This is a genomic window from Methylobacterium sp. E-065 (assembly GCF_022829605.1).
Lineage (GTDB): Bacteria > Pseudomonadota > Alphaproteobacteria > Rhizobiales > Beijerinckiaceae > Methylobacterium.
Genome location: NZ_JAKSYD010000128.1, coordinates 15296 through 32191 on the forward strand (window position 1 = coordinate 15296; position 16896 = coordinate 32191).

Genomic DNA, 16896 nt, shown 5'->3' on the forward strand with positions numbered 1-16896 from the left:
ATCGATCGCCCGTGAAGACGAATCCCGGCCGCTTCTTCGAGGATTTCCGCCTCGGCGAGACCATCCGCCACGCCACCCCGCGCACCGTCACGGTGGGCGACATGGCGATGTACACGGGCCTCTACGGGCCGCGCTTCGCGGTCCAGTCCTCGGACGCCTTCGCGCGCGCCTTCGGCTACCCGAAGAGCCCGCTCGACGATCTGCTGACCTTCCACATGGTGTTCGGAAAGACCGTGCCGGACGTCTCCCTCAACGCGCGGGCCAATCTCGGCTACGCGGAGGGCGGGTTCCGGCGGCCGGTCTATCCGGGCGAGACCGTATCGACCGTCTCGGAGGTGATCGGCCTCAAGGAGAGCTCGAACCGCCAGACCGGCGTGGTCTACGTGCGCTCGACCGGGTCGGACGAGCGTGGCGAGACCGTGCTGAGCTATTGCCGCTGGGTGCTGGTGCGCAAGCGCGACCCTGAGGCCGCGATCGCCGAGGAACGCGTGCCGACCCTCGCCAAGGTGGTGGATCCGCAGGATCTGGCGGGCGCGCTGCCACCGCTCTCGGCCGCCGCCTACGATACGGACTTGGCCGGCAGCCCGCATCGCTTCGCGGATTATGCGGTCGGCGAAAAGATCGACCACGTCGACGGCATGACCGTCGAGGAAGCCGAGCACCAGATCGCCACGCGCCTGTTCCAGAACACCGCGAAGGTGCATTTCGACGGGCTGGCCGCCAAGGACACCCGGTTCGGCCGCCGCCTGATCTACGGCGGGCACGTGATCTCGCTCGCCCGGGCGCTCAGCTTCAACGGGCTCGCCAACGTCTTCGCGCTCGCCGGCATCAATGCCGGCCGGCACGTGGCGCCGCTGTTTGCCGGCGACACGGTCTATGCCTGGAGCGAGGTTCTGTCGACGGCGGATGTCGGCCGTGCCGATGTCGGGCTCCTGCGCCTGCGCACCGTGGCCACCAAGAATCAGCCCTGCGGCGCTTTCCCGGATCGCGCGGGCGATGGCTACGATCCGGCGGTGATTCTCGATCTCGACTACTGGGCGTTCGTGCCGAAGTAGCGGACGGCAAGGTCCAGCGATCGGGCGTTGAGCCTATGGCCGTGATCAGAATCGCGACGACGCGCGCGCTCGTCGTGCGGCGCGCGGGACCGGACGATGCAGCCGCGATTGCCGCACTCCACGTGACGGCTTGGCACGAGGCCTATGGCGGCCTCCTGCCTCCCGAGATGATCGGCGCCCTCACGGTCGAGGTGCGGCAGGCGTGGTGGGCGCAGGTTCTCAGCAGCCCGCAGCTGGATGCTGCCGAGGTGGCTTTTCTGGCCGAACTGGCCGGAAAGCCGGTCGGATTCAGTCTCGGCAACGCCCAGCGCGCGGGCGCGCTGGCGGCGGCAGGCTTCGACGGGGAGTTCCGGGGGCCCTACGTCGTGCGGACCGCCCAGGGGCGCGGCATTGGCCGGGCCCTGGCCGCCGCGATGGCGACGAGCCTGCAGCAGGTGGGTTATCAAGCCGTCAGCGCTTGGGTGCTGCGCACGAACGCCCCCGGCCGGCGCTTCGTCGAGGGTCGTGGCGGCACCCTGCTCAACGGGCCGGAGGCCGTCCGCGGGCACGGACGGTTCGCCGAGGTCGCATACGGCTGGCGTGATCTCGCAGCCCTGGCCGCAACCGGCGACCCGGTATCCCAATCGGCGTGAGAGGCCCTCAGCGAATCCCGCTGCCGACCACGCCGGCCTCGACCCCCAGTGTCAGGCGATCGGTGACGGCCCACTCGACCCCGACGCCCGCCACAGGCCGTACCGCGATGTCTTGCCGGCTGAACGGCAGCGTCGCCGGCGTCGGCCCCACGCGCAGGCTCTCGTGCAGGGCAACGGCGCCCGTCTTGGCGTAGACCAGGACGTCCGGTGTCAGCAGGGTCCCGACCTTCACCTCCAGGGCGCCGGCGAAGTCGCGGCTATAGCTCAGCCGCCCGTAGCCGGGCGTCAGGGTGCCGTCGGGCCCGGCGAGATAATCAAAACCGCCGCTGATGCCGTAGAGGATCGGGCCTTCCTGCCACATCCGCCCGGCCTCGAAGCCGATGGTCGGGCCGGAATAACTGCCGAAATGCCGGGAACTCGTCATCGCATAGCCGGCCGACAGGCGGGCGTAGGAGCCGGTCCAGCGGCCGGCTGCGTCCTCGGCGGGTGCGGGCCAGGCAAAGGAGGGTAGGGGGGCGAAGCTGATCGACGGCCACAGGAGAGCCTGAGCGGCGGCGGGCCCCGCCGACACGCAGCAGGCCCCAAGCACGAGATAGGCCGCGAGCCGGCGAAACGGACGGGATTCGGCGCATCGAATCATGCCGGCAGCTTAGCCGAAGGCGCCGAGCCGCGACAGGGCTGAGCGGGCTATTCGCCGGCGCGCCGCCCAAGGCGCTTCCGGGGCCGGCGGTGCCCGCGAGGACCACGCGAGCCGAGCTACGACGATTGGGTGCTGCGGTGTCAGCGCCCGGGGGGCGGGAGCCAGCAGGTCTGCGAGGTCGGCCAGAGCATGTGGGTGCGCGGGCGAGCCTGCGCGCGGCAGTGCTGTTGCCGCGCTCCAGCATGCGGGTGGGCGATGCCGGCCGTGCCGGTGTGGAGATGGGCAAGGCGACGGACTGCGGGATGGACCTGAGGTGGCTGCACTGCCTAGCAGCCGCGCCTCGACGTGGTCGCCGCAGCCGCAGATTTCGAGCGCCGTCAGACATTGTCGGGACCCAAAACACGTCGATCACCGTGCGGCCCGGAGAACCGGTCGTCGAAGCGCGGCAGGCCGCGATTGTCCCGCAGAGTCGTCCCCTCGTGCTCCTCCCGGACCAGGCCCCTCCGGCGCGGTTCGGGGGGCACCAGGGACATGACCGCGTCGAGCGAAATCTTGCTGCATCAAGCAAGGACGAGATTGAGCGACCGGGATGCCGGGGTGATCACGACGCGCCGCCCCCAGTCGAAGGCGACGAAATCCTGCTCGATCCCGTCCGAGAACACCACGCCGCCCTCGTTCATCCGCGACACCACCGTAAGGGGCGATCCGGCGAACTTGCCGCCGCGCAGGTCGGTGCCGGTGGCGACGCTCGGGAACGGTTCGCGCACCCAGTAGCCGAAGGCCGCCTCCTCGATGCCGACCTCCACGGTAAGGTGCGTCGCTTCGCTGATCGAGCGCGCCCAGCCGGTCAGGCCGGTGCCCGAGGCCACGATCAGCCCGCTCGACGACTGGTCCTCCGCCCGTGCCCCGTCGTCGATTCGGTAGCGCGCGGATTGGTGGCTGCGGTGGCCGACGAAGATCTCGTTCAGGGCGAGCAGCCGCTCGCCGCCGTCGAAGGTCGCCTGCACCATGGTGCGCCGCTGGAAGAGCGTGGCGCCGGCCGCGCTGGCCGGCAGCAATTCGCGCAGGGCCTCGACCCGGACCCGGGCCAGCACCCCGTCGTAGAGGTCGGGCGCCGGATTGACGCCGACCACCGGCTGCCCGTCGAGATACTTGGCCACGTTGGCCACGAGCCCGTCCTGCCCCACCGCCACGACCACATCCTCGGGGGCGAACAGGAAGCGGTCGAGGTCGGGGCGCCGCACCAGGGCCTGCCGCCAGTCCAGGGGCACCGACGCCCGGGCCTCGGTCAGCACGGCCTGGAACCGGGCGTGCCGCGACTCGACCTCGGCGAGCGTCTGGCCCCGGCTCTCCAGGAAGAACCGGACCTGGCCGCGGGTCGCGTGCCGGGCGATGAGCAGCTCGCAATCCGTGTCGCGGATCACGAAGACCGCGCGGGGGGTGATGGCCGGCATGGCGGGTCTCCTCAGCGCGGCGTGAGCCGCGCGGGAAGCGCGTCCCGGACCTCGCCGAGGATGGAAGCCAGCAGGTCGGGCGTGACGTTGATGTGCTCGATCGTCTCCAGCTTGCCGGCGAGTTCCCGGGCTGCCAGCCCGAGCAGGACGGCGGGCGGCATGTCTCGGTAGATTGCGGCGCGGCGCTGCTCCGCCTCGGCCCGGGCGCCCTCGACGAGCCGGATGCGCTCGGCCTCCGCGGCCGCCTCCAGGCCCCGCGCCTCCGCGACGCCGGCGGCGCGGTCGCGGGCATTCGCGGCCTCCTGGGCGATCAGCACGGTCTCGCGCCGGGCCAGCTCGGTCTTCGTCGCGAGCTCGTTCTCCGCGATGGCGCGCTCCTTCTCGACCGCCAGGGCGCGCCGCGCGAAGGTCGCCTCGTCGGCCTTCTGCTGCAGGGCCTCGAAGGTCGGCGTCTGCAGGGCGCGCTCCAGCTCGCTGGTCGGCGCGAGGTTGGTAAGCCGCACCGACACGGCCGCGACGCCGATCTCGGCCAGCGCCGGAGCGTCGAACAGCACCCGTTCCAGCACGGCGCGCAGCGGCTCCGGCCCGGCGTCGAGGAGGGCGCCGATCGGGCTCGCCCCGAGATATTGCAGTGCCGCCTGACTGGCGATGCCGCCGAGGCGGGCCTCGATCCGCTCGATCGGCTCGCCCTGGAGGCGCCCGGTGCGGAGATTGACGGAAAAATCGACCCGGCTCGCCAGCAGCTCCGGATCGACGACGTGCCAGCCGATCGTCCCCTGGACCACGACGGTCTGGAAGTCCCGGCTGCGGCCGCGGACGAACAGGGTCATCTCGCGGTCGTCCACCGGCACCTCGCTGATGCTGGCGGTCTCGGGCCGGAACCAGAAGACCAGACCCCGCCCGCTCTGCCGGACCCGGCCGTTGCGGAAGCGGATGATGTGGCTGCTCGCCTCGCTCCGGAGCTGGGCGATCACACCGATGTTGCGGAGCGTAGCCATGATGGCCTCCTCAAAACTGCCCCGACCTGTCGAAGCGGAAGAGTTCGGCGGGGCGGAACGCCGTCCCGGCCTCGCGGGCGCCCGTCAGGGCGATCCAGCCCCGGTCGCGCATGCGGCGGCGGAAGGCGGATTTGTTGAGGGGCGCGCCGCGGATGGCCGCGTGCACGTCCTGGAGCTGCCGGAGGGTGAAGTGCTCCGGGAGCAGCGCGAAGCCGACATCCGTGTAGTCGAGCTTGCCGCGCAGCCGCTTCACGGCGAGCGCGAGGATGTCGACGTGGTCGAAGGCGAGGGCGAGGGGCGCCCCGTCCTCCGTCTCGGCCGAGACCGGGCCGCCGGCCTCGCCCGCCCAGGGCACGACCAACATCGCCGCCGTCAGCGCGGCGCCACCCGCCAGGGCCTCGGCGAAGGCCGCCTCCGGCAGCAGCGCCAGGTAGGCGACCGAGACGATGCGCATCCGCGGATCCCGGTCCACGGCGCCGAAGGTGTAGAGCTGCTCGAGCCGCGCCCGCCCGATCCCCGCCTTGTCGTGCAGCACCCGCTCCGCGGCGGCATCGAGGGTCTCGGCGATGCCCACGAACCCGCCCGGTAGGGCCCAGAGGCCGGCCTGCTGCTGCTGGCTCCGCCGCAGCAGGAGCGCGGCGAGCCGCCCTGCCCGGATCCCCATGAGGACGAGGTCCACCGCTAGAGCGGGCCGGTCGTAGGCCGCAGGATCGTAGCCTGCCAGGAACTCGGGTTCGGTCATCGGTCGATTTATACTCAGGTTGAGCATAAGTAAGACACAGATTGCGCATATGTCAAGACGCGAGCGGGTCCGTCAGGAAGCGCCGCTTGGCGCACGGTTCCGCACCGTCTCCGCACAGATCCGCCCGGGCGCGGCCGGCGGGTGCGGCCCGAGCCTGGAAAAGGGCGAAGCTTCTCGTGGCGGCGCAGCGGCGGGCGCGGGAGCTTCAGCGTCGAGCCGGCCCCGATCCGCCGGCGCAGGAGGTTTCCCCGATGCCGTTCTTCGCTCCACGATCCGCGGTCGAGCCCCCGCGCAACGCCGCCTTGTCACCGCTCTTCCTTGCGCTGCTGGCGCTCCTCGTGATGCTCGCCTCGGCCCACGCGGCGCCGGGTGCAGAGCGGGGCGGCCTCAGGCTGCACGGGCCGGCCGGCACCGCGCCGGTCGAGGCCGTCCAGCTCGCGACCGACATCAGCGTCGATGTCAGCGGCCCGACCGCCCGGGCCACCGTCACCCAGGCCTTCCGCAACGTCACGGCGGACTGGGTCGAAGGCACCTACGTGTATCCCCTACCGGAGGACGCAGCCGTCGACGGGATGAAGCTCGTCGTCGGCGCCCGCGTGATCGTCGCCGACATCCGCGAGCGGGCAGCGGCCAAGCGTGCCTACGAGGCCGCGAAGGCGGCCGGGCAGTCGGCGGCGCTCACCGCGCAGGAGCGGCCCAACATCTTCACCAACGCGGTCGCCAATATCGGCCCCGGCGAGACGGTGCTGGTCCAGATCACCTACCAGCAGACGATCCCCGTCTCCGGCGAGACCCGGATGCTGCGCCTGCCCCTGGTGGTCGCGCCCCGCTACAATCCGGCTCTCAGCGCGGTGGACGCGGTCTCCCTCGACGGCGTGGCCGGGGCGGCCCGCGACCCGGTTCCGGATCGCGACCGGATCAGCCCGCCGGTGCTCGACCCGGCCCTGTCCCAGCCGACCAACCCGGTCGCCGTCACGGTGCGGCTCCAGGCGGGCTTCGCGGTCGGCGCCGTGCTGAGCGCGACCCACGCGATCCGCGTGACCGAGACCGGCCCGGAGGCGCGGACCATTACGCTCGCCGACGGCGTCGTACCGGCCGACCGCGATCTCGAGTTGACCTGGACACCGGTCCCGAACCGGGTGCCTGATCTCGGATTGTTTCGCGAGACCGTGGCTGGCCGGACCTACCTGCTGGCCGCCGTGAACCCGCCGGCAATTGAGACCGACCCGGGCGCCCGGCCGGCGCGCGACGTCACCTTCGTCATCGACAATTCCGGCTCGATGTCGGGCGCCTCGATGCGGCAGGCCAAGGCCGGGCTGCTGGCCGGGCTCGGCCGCCTGACCGCACAGGACCGCTTCAACGTCATCCGCTTCGACGACACCTGGGACGCGCTGCATCCCGAGCCGGTCCCGGCCACGCCGGCGGCCCTGGCTGATGCCGAGCGCTTCGTGACCGCCCTGGAGGCGCGCGGTGGCACCGAGATGCTGGCGCCGCTCAAGGCGGCCCTGGCCGATCCCCATCCGGAGGACGGGCGCGTGCGCCAGGTCGTGTTCCTCACCGATGGCGCCGTCGGCGACGAGGAGCGGATCTTCGCGGCGATCCACGCCAATCTCGGGCGCACGCGCCTGTTCATGGTCGGCATCGGCTCGGCGCCCAACGGCCACCTGATGCGCCATGCCGCCGAGATCGGCCGCGGCAGCTTCACGGAGATCCGCGACCTCGCGCAGGTCGGCGAACGGACCCGCGCGCTCTACGAGAAGTTGGAATCCCCGGCCGTCACCGACCTGACCGCGACCTTCTCGGTCCCGGGCGTCGCGGTCACGCCGGGCGCGCTGCCCGACCTGTACCGCGGCGAGCCGCTGGTCTTCGCCGCGCTTCTGCCGGTGGCGTCGGAAGGAACCGTGACCGTTTCGGGCCGGGTGGGCGGCCGGACCTGGACCCGGACGCTCCCCCTCGCCGAGGCGGGCGCGGGCGCCGGCATCTCCAAGGTCTGGGCACGCTCCCGGATCGGCGAGACCGAGACGGCGCGCATCACCGGGCGCCTCGGCGCCGACACGGCCGACGCCACCATCCTGGCCCTCGCCCTGGAGCACGGCCTGACGACGCGGCTGACCAGCCTCGTGGCCATCGACGCCACCCCGCGCCGGGCGCCCGGCACGCCCCTCGTCGCCGCAGACCTGCCGCTGAACCTGCCCGCGGGCTGGGACTTCGCAAAAGTGTTCGGCACGGACCAGCCCGGCGTCGCGCCCGCCGACGACAGGGCAGCCCGGATCGTGCCGATCCGTGCCGACGGCGCGGCCATCGACCTGCCGCAGACCGGGGCCGGGATCCTGGCGCAGCTAGCCCTGAGCCTGCTCCTCGCCCTGCTGGGCCTCCTGCTGAGCATCGGCCTGCGGCGCAGCGGCCGGCCGGTCGGGGACGCGCGGTGAGCCGCGGCCCGGCAACCGGACTGGGGAGGGCCCTCGCGGCCCTTCTCACCCTCGCGGGAATCGTGTTGGCGGCGCAGGCCGCCTGGATCCCCGCCAAGGCCGCCCTGGCGCAGGTGCTGCTGGAGCGCGCCTTCGCCCGCACCCTGGCGGAAGGCCGGCCCGCCCGGCCCTGGTCCTGGGCCGACACCGAGCCGGTCGCCCGCCTCACGGTCGCCGGCCACAGCTTCGTGGTGCTGCGGGGCGGAAGCGGCCAGGCCCTGGCCTTCGGCCCCGGCCATCTGGACGGCACCCCGGAGGCCGGCGCGCCCGGCACCGCGATCTTCGCCGCCCACCGCCACACGCAATTCGCGGTGCTGGGGCAGCTCGGCCCCGGCGATCCCGTCACGGTGACCGGCCGCGACGGCCGGACCCGGCGCTTCCGCGTCACCGGCACGCGGGTAGCGCGCTGGGATGCCTCGGGCATCGATCCGCAGGCCCCCGGCCGGCACCTCGACCTCGTCACCTGCTGGCCCTTGGAGGCGCTCCAGTCCGGCCCGCTCCGGCTGATCGTCGAGACCGAGCTGGCTTCGGAGGCGGGGCGGTCCTGACGGGTCTGCGTGGACAGGCAGCTTGGCCGCGCTTGCGCAAATGTGCGGTTTCGTGCGGATCTGTGCGGGTCAAGCCCGTGCGAGCCGTGCCTGTGAGCGAGATCGAACTGTCCGAGGCGCAGAGCCGCGCCATTGCCCAGACCGTGCGCGAGGCGCTGGCCCGCCGGCGCATCTCCCGGCAGACGCTGGCCGAAGAGGCCCGGATCAGCCTCTCGACCCTGGAGAAGGCGCTGGCCGGCCGCCGGCCTTTCACCCTGGCGACCACGATCCGGCTTGAGGAGGCGTTGGGCCAATCCCTCCGGCAGCCGACGGAGCCGGCCTCGGCTCCGGACCTGCCGCGTCACGCCCCCGATGAACTCGGAGCCTACGCGCAGGAGGGCGTGTCCTGGCTGGAGGGCCGCTATCTCACCTTACGTCCGTCGTTCGAGACGGCGGGGGCGATTTTCGCCTACCGCACCGAGATCGCGTGGGATGCGGACAGCGCGCGCTTGGTGTTCCGCGAGGCCGAGCGGGTCGATGCCCCCTTCGCGCAGTCCGGCAGCGTCGCCGTCCCGAGCCAGTCGGGCATGATCTATCTCGTGACCAACTGGCACGGGCAGCATCGCCTCGCGGTGCTGTGCCGTCCCAATATTCGCGGTGCGATGTACGGGATTCTCACCACGCTCCACGCCGGCCGCGGCACGCAGCTCACGCCCGCTGCGGCACCGCTCGCCCTGCTGCCGGAGCGCCTCGCGGCTGACCTGGGTTACGGCCGCATTGCGCCGCATGAGCCGGCTTACGCGGCCTATCAAACGCATCTCGAACGCGTCCACACGGATGGCTACGCCACGTTCTTCACCGGCGCTTCCTAGAGCGTTTTCGGGTTGGGCTGAATCGGACGGCCGGGGTTCACGCCGGGCTGCTGGGCTGATTCATTGCGCGCTCCAGATGAGGAGCAGGACATGGGCCGACCCTACAGCTAGGATCTGCGTGAACGCGTGGTGGAGGCGGCAGGCGCGACCTCGCGTCAGCATGCAGGCGGCGAAGCGCTTCGGGGGCGGTGCCGCGACGGCGGTCCGCTGTCGGCCGCTGTCCCGCCGCCGGGTGCGCCAGCCGCGGCGTTCCAGGTCTCCTCGCCGATCACGCAAGGCACGGACACGCTCTGGCTGTTGGCGGTTCAGGCGACTCAAGACACCGCGGAACATGGCGACTGGCGCATCACCATCTCGGGTATCTCGCAAGGCGCTGAAATCCACGCCTACGCGGCCCGCAGCGACCCGAACATCGGCGTCCGCACCGGTGCCAAACGATCGTATTTCGTCGACGACGCGTGGCGCCTGGCCAGGTCCGCCGAGGCCGATCTGACCTATGTCGACGGCGCTTTCGATGACGCCGGCTCACTCATCCACCGCGGCGGTACCCTGAACGGGATCGCCACCGCAGGCGACAGCAACGTGCATGTGGCGGGTGGTTACATCCTCGCGAATGGCCGCCGTGCTGCGTACTCATCGGCGGGACCTGCGCGCCCTGGCCCGCTCACGCTCCGCGCTGGTCCGGACTTCCTGCTGCCTACGGACGGTACGTTCGCGCTCAAGGGCCTGCGGGCCGGCGGCAATCGAACCGGCAGCGTCTTCCGCCTGATCGGGACCAGTTCGGCGTCACCCCAGCTCGCCCGTCAACTCGCGAACCCTCCGCTTCCGGCACCAACCCAGGTGCCTACCACTCCGGGCGAGATCGCGAAGCGCGGCGGCGGGAATTTGAAACCGGCGTGACGGCGCGTCGCGCGCAGGCCGATGCGCGTTGCGACAAGAGCGCTTTCGCCGCGCGTTTCAGCGGTCGACACGGTGCTTCCTAACGAACAATTGTTCTGCGCCGCTTCCGCAGGAATAACTCCGTTTCTGGAATATATCGTATATTCAATGCTGCCGTAAAAACAGTATTTCACTGAATATCACGCCTATGTCGTCGAGCTCATGCTCCGAAAAATGATACAGGCAACGGCGGGCGCTTGAAACGCGCTTCTGCGTCTCGAGTAGCTCGACCAGGAACAGCAGCATCGCCAGCCTCCGCAGGGTGGATGCCAATGCGTTATCAGATTTCAGAAAATGCTGGTGTGAGCCGCCTCACATCACGTTGCTTTGGGCTCGCCGCATCTCGCGTGAGAAGGGATGCTTGTTTCGAGCCAGGAAGACGGTCCTGTGGGCTCGATGAATTCGGTCGCCCTGAGAGTCGAGCTTTCCCGAATGAGGGGCCCGATCGAAGGAGGGGCGGTCAGCTTCGAACCTCGCCATCACCCAACGCGATTTTCGCCAGGGCTGCACGGTCGCGGATTGTGCAGGCACCCGGAGCCAGCGCGATGAAGCCTTTGCGCTGCCAGACCGAGAGATGCCGGTTGATGCCCTCGCGGGACAGGCCGACCATGTGGCCTAGCTCGCGCTGCGTCGTGAGCACACGGACATCGTTGCGCTCCGTGTGTCCGGCGAGCGTAAGGAGCGTCTTCGCCAAGCGCTGCTCGGCGCAGACGAACGCGTAATCGGACAATTGCTGGCTTGTGCGCCGCAACCGCCCGCTCAAGATCCCCAGGAGTCTGACCGCGAGAATGGGGAAGTCGTTGAGGATCGGAAACAGGTCTCGCCGTTCGAGGAGAAGGAGGTAGCAATAGGTCGCCGCGATCGCATCAGCCGTTCGCAGCCCGTCATCAAGCAGTGCGATCTCCCCAAAGACTTCGTTAGGACCAATGAGATTCATGATGAGCTCGGATCGGCCCTCCGGACAGCTCGTAGAGATCCGGACATAGCCACTGACAACTGCAAAGAGCCCATGGCTCTCATCGCCTCGACTAAAGACACGCCGACCGCAGTTGAACGTGAGGGGCTGAGCGCGCACGCTGAGGCGCTCGATGACAGCCTGCGGCGCATCCCGGAACAACTCATGCCGCGACAGCGCGGTCCGCTTGTCAAAGACGGAAGCGCCTTTGTCGGACGACACGTTGCAGGCTCCCGCCTAACGGACAGCGTTGCGCAAGCTGCGCGCGGATCTGGCCGGCAGTCCGAAGGACGGTGCCGAAACAGAGGATGTCGACCGGCAGTCTCGTCTCGGCGCGCCCATGCTCGACCCCATACGTGCTGTACCGGCCGGGTGCGACGGTACTTAGAAGCCGCCGGGTGGCGGAAAGACAGTATAAACAGGGGGCGATACGGGACAAGTTTGCACTTCGCTCGCAAGCAATTGCCTTCTGGCCCCTGGGGCATGCGGCAATGGATGAGCCGGGATGGAGCTTCCAAAGGTCGAGCGAGGGATCCTTGCAGCCTTTCCAGATCCGTTTTTGTGTCCGCGTCTGCCCCGCGAGAGTGACGAAGGTCACATCCGCTCGGAGAGGAGAAATCGTAGGCTGCGGGCCCTTGAGGGTTTGTTCGACGCGAAATTGACGTGAGGCCGCAGATGCACGCATCCGCAAAACAGGCGTTCGTAGGATCTGCCAGCACGTCGGCCAGTTCTCAAGATCAGAAGCGGGCCCCATTTTACTGGGACGGCCTCGCGGACGAGCGCCGACGCGCGTTCGACTCAGCGCCTGTAGCTGCCGCGCTGGAAGCGTTCGTTGACCATTTCGAGGAGGGCGTGGCGGTCGTCGACAGATTCGGCTGCGCCCTGTTCTTGAACCGGGAGGCCCAAGGCATTGTGCGAGGTCCTCACCTGCGCCTTGCAAACGGCCGACTCTGCGCCAGCGCGCCGAGCGGCAGCGTAGCGCTTCGCACGGTGATTGCCGACTGCGCGGCCAGCGGCCTTGGCGGGTCGCTTCGGCTCGGGGCTGATGAGGAGACGCTGCTGATCGCGGCGAGCGCGTTTCCGTCAGGGGCCGGCGCGGATGTTGATCGCATCGTGCTTCTGCGCCTGATCGATCCGATCAACGTTCGGCCTCCAACCAAAGCGGCGCTGCAGGCTCAGTTCGGTCTGACGGCCACTGAGGCTGCGTTCGCGCTTGAGATGCTGGCCGGAAACGACCTCGCGGCGAGCGCAGCGCGTCGCAGCATTACGCTCAACACGGCGCGGGTTCACTTGCGCCACATTTTCGAAAAAACGGATACACGTCGTCAAGCCGCTTTAATGCGTCTCCTCCTGCTCTGCCCCAAGCCGATTGTGGAACAGAGTGCGCCAGCCGCCTGCAGATAAGCCAAACCGGAATCCCGTTTAAGTCTTGCTCGGATGTGGTGTTCAACGGGTCGGATCGAAACGCGGCATTGTCCCGGCAGTCGTGAGTCCACTGAGACGGAAAACTCTATCTGGCTAAAACTACAATAAATCTTTGATCTTTGCTGGCAATAGAAATAAATATTGTTCCGATCGGCATCGACCGCAGGATCGGACATTCGACTTGGCGCCCATCTTTGCCATTCGAGGAGTCTCGCCGACTGCTCCGAAGCGCACGTCGGTCAAGGCCGGGCTGCGAGTCCACGTAAGCCACTTCAGGCCTCCGGCTTCGATCGAATAATCGCCCCCGCCGAGGGTCTTGCCTGTAATGGCCGAGCCATCGATGCTGCGCCGCATCGGATAGCCTGCGCCGGGAGCGATCCATGGAAACGATCGGCCGTGACCTGCGCGAGATGCAGCGCATCCCCCTCGCTGCATCACATGTCGCCGCATTGCGGGCGATCGGGGCCGAGAAGCATTACCCCGCCGGCGCCTTTCTCGTCCGTGCCGGTGATCCAGCCGATCGCTTCGTGTATGTCGAGGCCGGCGAGATCGAAGTCGTGAATCCCTTCACGGACGAGCGCCATCTGCCCTCCACCCTTGGTCCGACCCAGTTCATGGGCGAGATCTCGTTTCTGAACGGCGGCGTCTGGTCGATGCCCATGCGGGCGAGCGCGGATACGGTCGTCACCGAGGTGCCGCGCCCCGCGATGCTGCGACTGATGTCCGAGATCCCGGAGATGTCGGACATCATCATCACAGTCCTCGCCGCACGGCGGCGGCGGCAGCTCGACTCGCACGACGGCACGCTCGTGCTGATCGGTGAGGACGACGACCGCAGCGTACGGCGGATCGCCGAATTCGCGAGCCGCAACCGGCTTCCCTACAGGACCTATCCGCTGGGCAGCCCGGAGGCGGCGAGCGTCGCCACGGCCTGCTCGATCTCGGCGAGCCGACCGGCCGTCATCTTCGGCCGGGACGTGGTCGTGACCGAGCCGACGCCCGCCAAGGTCGCGCGGCTGCTCGGCCTCGACTACAACCTCGTCGACGACGAGGCCTTCGACGTCCTCATCGTAGGCGGCGGCCCGGCCGGGGTGGCAGCGGGCGTCTATGCGGGTGCGGAGGGGCTGCGCGCGTTGGTCATCGAGGATGTGGCGATCGGCGGCCAGGCCGGCACATCGAGCCGGATCGAGAACTACATGGGGTTCCCGACCGGGATCTCGGGAGCTGACCTCGTTTGGCGCGGCGAGATCCAGGCGATGAAGTTCGGCACGCGCTTCGCGATGCCGCGGCGCGTGGCGAAGTTGGAACGGCTTGAGGACGGATCGTTCTGTGCGACGTTCGAGAACGGCCGGCGCGTCCGGGGACAGGCCGTCGTCGTCGCGACCGGCGTCCAGTACCGGAGATTGCCGATCGACCGCCTCGAAGCGTTCGAGGGCGCAGGCATCTACTACGCTGCAACGGAGATCGAGGCGCGCTACTGCCGGAATGTCGAGGCGATCGTCATCGGCGGTGGCAACTCGGCGGGCCAGGCCGCGATGTATCTCAGCCGCTCGGCGCGACACGTTCGCCTCTTGGTGCGCGGGCCATCGCTCGCGACCTCCATGTCGAGGTACCTGTCGAGCCGGCTGGAGGCAGACCCGGCGATCACCATCGAGTACGGGGCCGAAGTCACCGCCCTGCACGGCGACGACCATCTCGACGCGGTGACGATCCGCACCGTCGCCGACGGAACGACGCGCAGGATCTTGACCTGTGCCGTGTTCGTCATGGTGGGCGCCGCCCCCAACACCGGCTGGCTCTCGGGGCTCGTCGAGCTCGATGGCCACGGCTTTGTCCTGACCGGAGACGCGATCGGCGGGCGTTCGCCTTATGCGACGTCGCATCCGGGAATCTTCGCGGTCGGTGACGTGCGCGCCAACTCCGTCAAGCGGGTCGCAGCCTCGGTCGGCGAGGGATCGGTCGTCATCTCCAAGGTGTGGGAGCACGTTCGGACGTAGATCACGCCGCCCGGCACGCATCCGACCGGAGCGCCGGATCCCCCGACGACCGGGCTCTCACTCCTGCGCTTGCGGCCCGGCCGATCATAATGTTCGGCGCAGATCCCCGAAACGTCGACGTCGAGGCCGGCGGCGACGTCAGGCGTCCCCTGTCGCAGAGGCGGCGCGGAAATCGACGAAGGCGCAGATGCGCAGTGAGCGGCGCACGTGGCTGACATCCACCGCGTGGACATCCTGGCCGCACCTCGACCATACGCCTCAAGCACCGGATCGAGCCGATAACTAAGCGAAGCCAAGATGCCCCGGTGTCCACATGGGGCCGGGCGCCACACCATGGTCGTAGCGCCGACCCGACCTAGTTCGGTGGCCGGGTCCCGAGACGCGACGGGGTAACCAGGGTCGGGAAGCAGCCCTCAATGTCTCTGACGAAGCGGATCGTGGGCCTGGTCGTGCTGGCGCTGATCCCCGCATTGGCAGTCCAGGGCTACAACGTGTACGCGCTTCGGGCCGCCCGCGCCGAGGCCGTCCGGAACGAGGCCATGCGCGGGGCCCGGGCGGTCGCGGCCGACCTGGGGCAGTTCGGTCGCGGGGCGCGGCAGATTCTCGGCATCCTGGCCGGCATCTCCGAGATCCGCGGCAAGGACGCACGGGCCTGCACGGCGTATCTCGCGACGGTCGTCGGGAAGGTGCCCGGTTCGTTCTTCTTCGGCGTCGCCGAACCGGACGGACGCATCCGGTGCAACACCATGGGGTCCCAGGTGGGGGCCTACACGGTCGCTGACCGGTCCTACTTCCAGGAGGCGATGCGCACCGGCGGCTTTGCCATCGGGGAGGTCGTGTCCGGCCGGGTCACCGGCCGGCCCACCATCCAGTTCGCCCAGGCCATTGCCGACGATGACGGCGACGGTCAGCCCGACGGCATCGTGATCACCAGCATCGACCTGTCCTATCTTGCGGCCCGGCAGTCCGATGCCGGGTTGCCGCCCGATGCCGCCCTCACGGTCGCGGACCGGCAGGGCACGATCCTGGTCCGCCTGCCTGACCACGAGGCGTGGGCGGGCAGGCCGCTCCCTCCGGCCTTCTGGAAGGCCCTGACGGACCATAGGGGCCGGGTCGCCGACCTCATCGGTTTGCGGGGCAACCCGCGGATCACGGCGGTGGCCGGTGGCTCGCCGGGGGATCTCGACACCATGACGGTGGCGGTGGGCCTGTTGCCCGCCACCGCCTTCGCCGACATCGATGCCGCGACCCACCGCGGGATCGTTCTGATCGGCCTCGGAGCGATCTTGGCGATCGGCGCCGCGCTCCTGGCCGGACGCGCCTTCATACGCCGGCCCGTTCAGCGCCTGCTGGGTGCGGCCGGCGCCTGGCGCGCCGGCGAGTTGGAGACACGGACCGGATTGTCCGGACGCGGCGAGTTCGGCCAGCTCGGCGAGGCGTTCGACGCCATGGCGGCATCGCTGCAGAGGCACCAGGGCGAGTTGCGCGAGGAGGTCGCCCGCAGCCGCGTCCTGCAGGAGCGGCAGACGATGATGCTCCACGAGTTGAACCACCGCGTCCGCAACACCCTCACCACCGTTCAATCCCTGGCCCGGCAGGCCCGCCGCGACGAGGACCGCGGCGAACGGCTTGAGGGGCGCATCCTCTCCCTGTCGAAGACCCACGACCTCCTCTCGCGCGACGACTGGGAGGGCGCCTCGCTGCGTACGGTGCTGGAGAACGAACTCTCCCCCTTCCGAGACGAGGAGGCACACCGCTTCGGCCTGCAGGGGACCGACATCGACCTGCCGCCGCGCTACGTCCTGGCCCTCGGGATGACGGTGCATGAGCTGACGACCAACGCGGCCAAGTACGGCGCGCTCTCGAACGAAACCGGCCGTATCGACGTCGCGTGGAAGGTCGTCGTCGGCGAGAGCGGCGCAAGGCGGCTCACCTTGGACTGGCGCGAGAGCGGTGGGCCGCCGGTGCGCGACCCGGTCCGGCGCGGGTTCGGCACACGCCTGATCACGGGTGGGGTCGGGCGGGAACTCGGCGGCAAGGTCAGCCTCGCGTTCGCCCCAGAGGGCCTGCGCTGCAGCCTCGACGTCCCCCTCGACGAGCCGGACCGGTTCACCTCGTTCGCAAACGTGCCCGAAAGCCGGCCGGTTCGCAGCGTCTGAAAGCCGGGCAACCGCTACCAAAAAAGGCGCTCG

16 protein-coding genes are annotated in these 16896 nt (G+C 69.6%); 9 read left to right on the forward strand and 7 right to left on the reverse strand.

Annotation, left to right across the window (positions count from 1 at the left end; translation table 11 throughout):
- Window positions 1-11 precede the first annotated feature (11 nt).
- Window positions 12-1055, forward strand: coding sequence for a MaoC family dehydratase (locus tag MKK84_RS17520; protein WP_243921890.1), 1044 nt, complete (start codon window positions 12-14; stop codon window positions 1053-1055).
- A 35-nt stretch (window positions 1056-1090) separates the two neighbouring features.
- The gene (locus MKK84_RS17525) at window positions 1091-1687 is read left to right on the forward strand and encodes a GNAT family N-acetyltransferase (RefSeq protein WP_243921892.1); all 597 of its coding nucleotides are present in this window, start codon (window positions 1091-1093) and stop codon (window positions 1685-1687) included.
- A 7-nt stretch (window positions 1688-1694) separates the two neighbouring features.
- Here MKK84_RS17525 and MKK84_RS17530 read toward each other — a convergent pair whose 3' ends face one another.
- From MKK84_RS17530 to MKK84_RS17550, 5 genes are all read right to left on the reverse strand, one after another.
- On the reverse strand, window positions 1695-2327 hold the full coding sequence (locus MKK84_RS17530) for an outer membrane protein (protein WP_243921894.1): 633 nt from the start codon (window positions 2325-2327) through the stop codon (window positions 1695-1697).
- A gap of 377 nt (window positions 2328-2704) precedes the next feature.
- Window positions 2705-2860: a hypothetical protein gene (locus MKK84_RS17535; protein ID WP_313899347.1), complete on the reverse strand. Its 156-nt coding sequence runs from the start codon at window positions 2858-2860 to the stop codon at window positions 2705-2707.
- Window positions 2861-2887: 27 nt separating this feature from the next.
- Window positions 2888-3781 (reverse strand): hypothetical protein, encoded by an 894-nt coding sequence (locus MKK84_RS17540; RefSeq protein WP_243921895.1) that lies wholly within the window; start codon window positions 3779-3781, stop codon window positions 2888-2890.
- An 11-nt stretch (window positions 3782-3792) separates the two neighbouring features.
- Window positions 3793-4779: an SPFH domain-containing protein gene (locus tag MKK84_RS17545; protein WP_243921896.1), complete on the reverse strand. Its 987-nt coding sequence runs from the start codon at window positions 4777-4779 to the stop codon at window positions 3793-3795.
- Window positions 4780-4789: 10 nt separating this feature from the next.
- Entirely contained in the window at window positions 4790-5521 is a 732-nt protein-coding gene (locus MKK84_RS17550; protein WP_243921898.1) for an NUDIX hydrolase, read from the reverse strand.
- A gap of 251 nt (window positions 5522-5772) precedes the next feature.
- On the opposite strand from MKK84_RS17550, the gene MKK84_RS17555 reads away from it, so the two are divergent.
- The 4 genes from MKK84_RS17555 (at window position 5773) to MKK84_RS17570 (ending at window position 10288) form a co-directional block, all read left to right on the forward strand.
- Window positions 5773-7950: a marine proteobacterial sortase target protein gene (locus MKK84_RS17555; protein ID WP_243921900.1), complete on the forward strand. Its 2178-nt coding sequence runs from the start codon at window positions 5773-5775 to the stop codon at window positions 7948-7950.
- Complete coding sequence (locus MKK84_RS17560; RefSeq protein ID WP_243921902.1) at window positions 7947-8537, forward strand: class GN sortase; 591 nt, start codon at window positions 7947-7949, stop codon at window positions 8535-8537. Before MKK84_RS17555 ends, MKK84_RS17560 begins: the two co-directional genes overlap by 4 nt.
- A 92-nt stretch (window positions 8538-8629) precedes the next feature.
- Window positions 8630-9388, forward strand: a complete 759-nt coding sequence (locus tag MKK84_RS17565) for a multiprotein-bridging factor 1 family protein (RefSeq protein ID WP_243921904.1) — start codon at window positions 8630-8632, stop codon at window positions 9386-9388.
- 126 nt (window positions 9389-9514) lie between these two features.
- On the forward strand, window positions 9515-10288 hold the full coding sequence (locus MKK84_RS17570; RefSeq protein ID WP_243921906.1) for a hypothetical protein: 774 nt from the start codon (window positions 9515-9517) through the stop codon (window positions 10286-10288).
- A 144-nt stretch (window positions 10289-10432) separates the two neighbouring features.
- Here MKK84_RS17570 and MKK84_RS17575 read toward each other — a convergent pair whose 3' ends face one another.
- The gene (locus MKK84_RS17575; protein ID WP_243921909.1) at window positions 10433-10573 is read right to left on the reverse strand and encodes a hypothetical protein; all 141 of its coding nucleotides are present in this window, start codon (window positions 10571-10573) and stop codon (window positions 10433-10435) included.
- A gap of 214 nt (window positions 10574-10787) precedes the next feature.
- A complete protein-coding gene (locus MKK84_RS17580; protein ID WP_243921911.1) occupies window positions 10788-11504 on the reverse strand; it encodes a Crp/Fnr family transcriptional regulator in 717 nt (238 codons plus the stop codon).
- A 453-nt stretch (window positions 11505-11957) separates the two neighbouring features.
- Here MKK84_RS17580 and MKK84_RS17585 point away from each other — a divergent pair, with 453 nt between their 5' ends.
- The 3 genes from MKK84_RS17585 to MKK84_RS17595 all read left to right on the forward strand — a co-directional run bounded on the left by MKK84_RS17585 (window position 11958) and on the right by MKK84_RS17595 (window position 16863).
- A complete protein-coding gene (locus MKK84_RS17585) occupies window positions 11958-12686 on the forward strand; it encodes a helix-turn-helix transcriptional regulator (RefSeq protein WP_243921913.1) in 729 nt (242 codons plus the stop codon).
- A 401-nt stretch (window positions 12687-13087) separates the two neighbouring features.
- A complete protein-coding gene (locus tag MKK84_RS17590) occupies window positions 13088-14704 on the forward strand; it encodes an FAD-dependent oxidoreductase (protein ID WP_243921915.1) in 1617 nt (538 codons plus the stop codon).
- Window positions 14705-15120: 416 nt separating this feature from the next.
- Window positions 15121-16863 (forward strand): sensor histidine kinase, encoded by a 1743-nt coding sequence (locus MKK84_RS17595; RefSeq protein ID WP_243921917.1) that lies wholly within the window; start codon window positions 15121-15123, stop codon window positions 16861-16863.
- The last annotated feature ends 33 nt before the right edge of the window (window positions 16864-16896 follow it).

Coding starts and splice junctions, on each gene's coding strand:
- MKK84_RS17525 (WP_243921892.1), top strand. CDS start 1,091: ATGGCCGTGATCAGAATCGCGACGACGCGCGCGCTCGTCGTGCGGCGC.
- MKK84_RS17530 (WP_243921894.1), bottom strand. CDS start 2,327: ATGATTCGATGCGCCGAATCCCGTCCGTTTCGCCGGCTCGCGGCCTAT.
- MKK84_RS17535 (WP_313899347.1), bottom strand. CDS start 2,860: ATGTCCCTGGTGCCCCCCGAACCGCGCCGGAGGGGCCTGGTCCGGGAG.
- MKK84_RS17540 (WP_243921895.1), bottom strand. CDS start 3,781: ATGCCGGCCATCACCCCCCGCGCGGTCTTCGTGATCCGCGACACGGAT.
- MKK84_RS17545 (WP_243921896.1), bottom strand. CDS start 4,779: ATGGCTACGCTCCGCAACATCGGTGTGATCGCCCAGCTCCGGAGCGAG.
- MKK84_RS17550 (WP_243921898.1), bottom strand. CDS start 5,521: ATGACCGAACCCGAGTTCCTGGCAGGCTACGATCCTGCGGCCTACGAC.
- MKK84_RS17555 (WP_243921900.1), top strand. CDS start 5,773: ATGCCGTTCTTCGCTCCACGATCCGCGGTCGAGCCCCCGCGCAACGCC.
- MKK84_RS17575 (WP_243921909.1), bottom strand. CDS start 10,573: ATGCTGCTGTTCCTGGTCGAGCTACTCGAGACGCAGAAGCGCGTTTCA.
- MKK84_RS17585 (WP_243921913.1), top strand. CDS start 11,958: ATGCACGCATCCGCAAAACAGGCGTTCGTAGGATCTGCCAGCACGTCG.
- MKK84_RS17590 (WP_243921915.1), top strand. CDS start 13,088: ATGGAAACGATCGGCCGTGACCTGCGCGAGATGCAGCGCATCCCCCTC.
- MKK84_RS17595 (WP_243921917.1), top strand. CDS start 15,121: ATGTCTCTGACGAAGCGGATCGTGGGCCTGGTCGTGCTGGCGCTGATC.